Genomic DNA, 6,060 nt, shown 5'->3' on the forward strand with positions numbered 1-6,060 from the left:
CGCCTTAGCCTCCTTAATTTTGTCCGTATGGAAGGATACAGAACTTTCAATCTCTGCCAACTTGCCCGTTGCGGCATCACGCTCACGGAGAAAGTTCTTGCGTTCTGATTCCAAGGTGGTAATCTTCTTATCCAATCTTGCTTTCTCTAAAAGGTCAGTATTACCTGAAAGCACTGCTACGTATTCTGAGAAGTTCATGCCGCTGTCCTCATCCATCGAACCCTCATCGATGGTACGACTGCCAAGCGTGTTCGTCTTCAGTTGATTGATGAAAAGCTGCTTATTATGCAGCAGGTTAAACTTGTAGCTATCCAAGGAACGTTCCACGGCATAGATAATCACATCGACCTTGTTGTTCGCAAATTCCTTAGCTATAAGGTTTCCCTTGCGCACAGCTCGTCCGTTGCGCTGCTCCAAGTCCGAAGGTCGCCAAGGCGTGTCCAAATGATGGACCGCAACGGCACGCTGCTGTGCGTTTACGCCTGTTCCCAACATAGAGGTAGAACCGAAGATAATGCGAATGTCACCACGATTCATCGCATCTACCATCGCTTTCTTTGCCTTCTCGTTTTTACATTCCTGAATAAAGCGTATCTCGTAGGACGGGATATGATAGTCTTCTACCAGCTTACGCTTGATTTCCGAATAGACATTAAAGTCTCCACCGGGCTTATAAGTACCTAAATCAGAGAAAACGAACTGCGTCCCTTTCTGTGCATCGTACTTTTGGTAATAGTCATTGAGCATCTTGGCACAGTGACTTGCCTTGTTATCTATATGATCTGAGTAAGCATTTTCATCAATCATGCGTAAATCTAAGCTCATCTTGCGCGCGTAGTCTGTTGCAATAAGCATCTTTGCCTTTTCCTCGCTCTCACTCAGAGGTGCTCGTCCCAAGATTGTGGCATCGCCACTCTTAGCAAACTCCATCAGCTTGCCGATAAAGACTTCCTGCTCGGGTGTAGGAGGTATGTTATGCAGTATCTCATTTTTCTCGGGGCGGTCGATACCGATGTCTTTGGCAGTGCGAAAATCGCAAATCTCCGCATAAAACGCAGCCAGCTCCGGCACCTTGATGAACGTCCTAAAACGTTCCTTCTGAATGATGTCGTTTGTGATGGAGAACTCGTAGTCAGTTGATTTCTTGGCAAAGACCGCTGCCCATGCGTCAAAGCTGTTGATACCCTGCCTCTCCAAAGCTTGCGGACGCAGATACTTGAACAGAAGATACAACTCCGTTAAGCTATTGGAAATAGTCGTTCCCGAAAGGAAAGTGGCTCCCAAGTCCTTTCCGGACCGTTCTTGTATGGTACGAATAGCAAAGAGCATGTTTAAGGCACGCTGTGAGCCATCGGGATTGCCCAAGCCCGACACACGGTCATGGCGAGTGTTGAACATTAGGTTCTTGAATTGGTGGCTCTCATCCACGAACAAATGGTCAATACCCATCATCTTGAAATCTACGGAATCATCCTTGCGCTCAGCGATGCTATCCTGTATGTTCTGTAACTTGGCTTCAAGTGTCTGCTTGCGCTTCTCCAAGCCTTTGAGCATACCACGGGAGATGTCTCTTCCTTGTTGCCGCAACACTTCGAGATTTTCTTCCACGGAGTCCAGTTCCTTTTGCAAAATAGCCTCCTGTATCTCCAAGGCCTGCGGTATCATGCCGAACTGTTCATGCGTCAAGATAATACAGTCCCAGTCGTTGTTCTTGATGTCGTTGAAGATACGTTGGCGGTTCTGCTTGTTGAAATCATTCTTGCCTGGATAGAGTACCTTAGCATTGGGATAAGCTTTCCTAAAGGTATCGGCAATATCGAAGACGTTTGCTTTCAGCCCGATAATCATCGGTTTGTTTGCCAGTCCCAAGCGTTTCATCTCGTAAGCAGCCGTACACATGATGAGTGTCTTTCCCGCTCCCACCTCGTGGTCGCAGATGCCGCCACCGTTGGTTTTGAGCATCCACACGGCATCCTTCTGGCTTTTGTAGAGGTCGGCAATGCCCAATCGTCTGAGGTCAAGGTCGGGAAACGTCTGGTGCGTGCCGTCAAAGTTGGGTCGCACAAAACAATTGAAAAGACGATTATAACGGTCAGAGAGTTGTTGCTTGAACGTGTCAGGTGTGCGTCCGAGCCAATCAACAAAGCCCTGCCTGATTTCCTCAATCTTGGCATTTGCCATCTGGATGGCATGTCCGTCCCTTACTTTGATAGTTTTGGTCTCTCCCGTAACCTTGTCCGTCACCTCCTTGCTCTTGTTGATGTCGGGAATGGTATTGTGTAGGGCATGCTTTAAGAGATTGATACCGTCATAGCGGCGGAACTCGCCCTGTACGGCATACTTGTGCCAGATATTAGCATTCTTTCGGTCGCAGACAATGGAATACTCGTCCATATTGGAATGGTAGGACACGCTAATGTCCGTCCCGAAGAACTCCGAAGCGAACCTGCCATAGACTTTGGCAGGTATCCAGCGTTCACCGAGATTAAAGTCAAGGTCTGCAAATGGAATGGGTGTTGGCGTGGCTGCACGCAAGGCAGCAAGGCTCTGTTTTGCCTCTTCGTGGTTGGGATGATTCAAGAGCCACGACTCGATACGCTCAGCCTTCTCTATTACATTGCCCGAAATGAACTTGTCCGCTACCTCGTAGGCATTCTCTTCGGGATTGAAATAGATACGACCTTCCAAGGAAGAAATAATGTCGTTCTCTTCCATATCAGGTAAAAGCGAACTCATGTAGTCAAGTTCCACCGTGCCGTACTTGTTGAGCGATGCACCCAGTGCCTCCATCGGGTCTGCGGCAACGGACAGTTCGGTGGTGGAAAATGCCGTAGGATGGTCAAAGATATCCGCCTTGACGTACCTGCCGTTCTCAGAGCGTTCCAAGAACAGCATTTCCACGCCTGTAGCATCCATCTTGATGATGTCGGTGTTCGCCTTTTGGTTAAAGTAGCCCCAACAGGATACATAATCATCATACAGGTGGTTGAGCCTGCTGCGGTCTTCCCTGTCTTCTGCATGGTTCTCTGCCTCGTAGTCATAGAGACGGTGATAGCACTCCCGTATCTCGATATAGGCTTTGAGACGTGAAAGCTGCGCATACGGCAAGTCCATCGGGTTAAAGGTTGGATGTCGCTTTAAGTCAGAAAGAAAGCCTATCTGTCCCTTCTGCACGACGATGGAGCCGTCTCTCAGGTGAGAGTCCGGCGAAGAGAGAAAAGGGCGTGGGGAAGCGTCAAACTCCTTTCTGACTTCCGCTATAGGTTTTGGCTTGCGCTCCTCGGCTTCGTTCATGAAGTCGAAAAGTGACGGCTCACGTGAAGAGGAAGAAGCCTTTTTCCTACTACTACGGGTACGGCGTTGAGGAATGATTGCTGCCTTTTGTACCTTGCTGTCCGATGATTTCTGGGGAGCAGTTTGAGTTATAGGATGGCGCACCTGTGAAGTTCCTGAATTATCCTTGATTTCATGGTTCACACGGGTAACTTCTCTTGTCCAAAGGCTGTATTCCTCCGGGGCAAACAGTGACAGCTGCTCCGGTTGTCCGATGTCTTCCATGTTATTGTCCACCACTGGATGATGATCGTCGTCAAAGAATATTGTCTGCCCGTTCATTTCTCTCGGAGCTTCAATATCCGTACGGATTTCCCGTTGTTCCTGCTCGTATTGACGATGAAGCGTCAGGGCGGGTACGCCTTCGGGCGCAGGTTCAACGTTTATGGACGATTGCTCTGACACAGATTGCTGTGGTGCAGACTCCGATGATGGTGGTTGCAATGGAGTGGTCTCTCTGTTGGAAACGGTATTTTCTTTTGCCTGTGCCTTGGTAATGGTAAAATCGTCCGGTTCTATGACTTGCCCGACATTAATTCCTGTTTCAGTTTCTAATTCCTCGTTGGATGTTTCGATTTCAGAAATACCGTTCACAATCTCCTTAACAGTGTCTTCTGCCTTTGTTACCACTTCTTCCTTGATTTCCTCTGCCACCACTTTTTCTTTTGTATATTGTCCCCTGACGATTTCTTCCAGTTCGGCTATCTCGTGCAATTTCTTAGGAGAGAAGTACAGGTCACGTTCAATGCCCAGTCCTCTTACTTTTACGCCTTCCATCTCATCGAGGGACATATTGCCAAGCTCCCAGCCATAACCCATCGTGACAGCACCGAAACCAATGCGGCTCTTAGGGTCATATTCCAAAAGGTAGGCTGTGTATGCTCCCATCGGGAAGAAATAGCGTGCATAGGCAACCTTATCGCCTATGAGTTCCTTTTCTGTCGAATAGAGTTTAGGTAACTGTTTCCTGATACTGTCGGGCATGAGGTTATAGGCATCGTTTATACCCTTGTCTTCAGTCTTTGTCTTCTCTGTTTCTTCTTCCCGACTTATGGTAATACCCAACTTGCGAAGCTGTTTCTCCGCTTCTGCCTCTCGCTCTGCCTCTGTCATTGGTATACCTGTTTCATATAGTTTACGGTCGATACGTTGTCCCATTTCAAGAGAGAGTTGTGTTCGGAGACTTTCTGCCATTTCCTCAACCCCTCCCGTGAACCGATACTCCCATGCAGGTCTTCCATAAGGGTCTGTACCCATTATGCGCTCTGTGGCAATGGTGCGATGAGATATGTCTTTCCAATCTCCTACAAAAAGTGAGTTATGCTTGAAGACGACAGTAGAGCCTTCTTCCTTGGGAACGGAAACGGTTTCTACGAACTGCTGTTCAATTCCTTCGCCAATTTCTTTACCCGTCTGCTTCTGCAGGACGATGAGGTCACTGCCTACGTCCGTACCTGCATTGTCTGAAAACAGACTTGATGGTAGTCGGAGAGCGGAGATAAGGCGGCTGTTCTGCATGAGGTAACGGCGTATGGCTTCATTGCGGGGACTGTCCAAAACACCCTGTGAGGTGATGAATGCCAGTAAGCCACCTTCCTTGATGCAGTATAGACCTTTCACGAAGAAGTAATTGTGAATGGCACGTGTGGACTCACGCTTTAGTGTATCCTTACCTCTACTGTACTCTCGGTCATAGACCATGAAGTCCCCGAAAGGAATGTTGCTTGTAACAAGGTCGTATTTGTCCTTGCCTTCCAGTTCTCCAATAGCTTCAAAAGGCTCGTTTCTAACGAAAATGTTGCCTTTGCCATAAGGGTGCAGGGCTTGGCTGATACGGGCAGTGAGCAGGTCCTTTTCCATTGCATCTACAACACCCGCTTGCTTTGCAAAGGTCTCGGCAAAGGCACCCATACCCATAGAAGGGTCTAAACATCGTCTTATCTGCAGGTTTGTGGAGGCAAGTGCGTCCGATATAGCAGACACGATACGGGTATCGGTATAGAAGGAGGTTAGCACGCTTGCCTTGATGCTCTCCCAGTACCGTTTGGCGGTATTGGCATCTACGGATTCACGATAAATCATCTGTTTGAGCTGCTGTGTCGGTTCAAAGAGATTCTGCTCTGACTTGCTCCAATAGCGTATGTCATCGGGGTTATCCGTACGGTTGAGTACACATTTCAAGCCACCGAAGCCCTGATAGATGCGCAATATGCCTTTCTCAGCTTCGGTGGCTTCACGGCGTTCTTTTTCCAAACGCAGCACGACACGGATAGCCTCCGTGTTGGCTTGCAGGACTTCTTTCTTATTGTATGCCATAGTGTTTTCTTTTAATAAGTGGAGGTAAAAAGGTCGGGAGGCAATACTTGTATCTCCCAACCTATATCTGTTCCTCGTTGTTTCTGTCGGGATTATCTCCCTCTTTGTTTTCCTTTCTTGTTCTCAAACTCAAAGGAAGTGATGTAATCTTCGCCCAGAACAAGTCGGACATTGAATTTCTTGCCTGCCTTGCTGGTTAGTCCTTTAAGGATAGGCGTACGACCGGAGCCTATCAAGTCACGGATATTATCTTCAGAGAGATGTATGCCGCAGACTTCACGAAACACGTGAAAGCCACAGCTTTCATGCCTGCATTTGGCTACCTTGGCATAGATGCCGACACTCTGCTGTCCGCATTTTGGGCAGCGGTAGACAGGATAGGACTTCTGCTCTGAAGAAAGCGAGAGGAGT

2 protein-coding genes are annotated in these 6,060 nt (G+C 48.1%); both read right to left on the bottom strand.

Features of this window, described 5'->3' with window-relative positions; translation table 11 throughout:
* The coding region (locus tag HMPREF9969_RS07030; RefSeq protein ID WP_036895416.1) for a helicase-related protein at positions 1-5,649 on the bottom strand (5,649 nt) is incomplete at its 3' end.
* A 92-nt stretch (positions 5,650-5,741) separates the two neighbouring features.
* Positions 5,742-6,060: topoisomerase C-terminal repeat-containing protein (locus HMPREF9969_RS07035; protein WP_036895418.1), on the bottom strand; the 319-nt coding region annotated here is incomplete at its 5' end.

The organism is Prevotella sp. oral taxon 306 str. F0472, assembly GCF_000257925.1.
Taxonomy (GTDB): Bacteria; Bacteroidota; Bacteroidia; order Bacteroidales; family Bacteroidaceae; genus Prevotella; species Prevotella vespertina.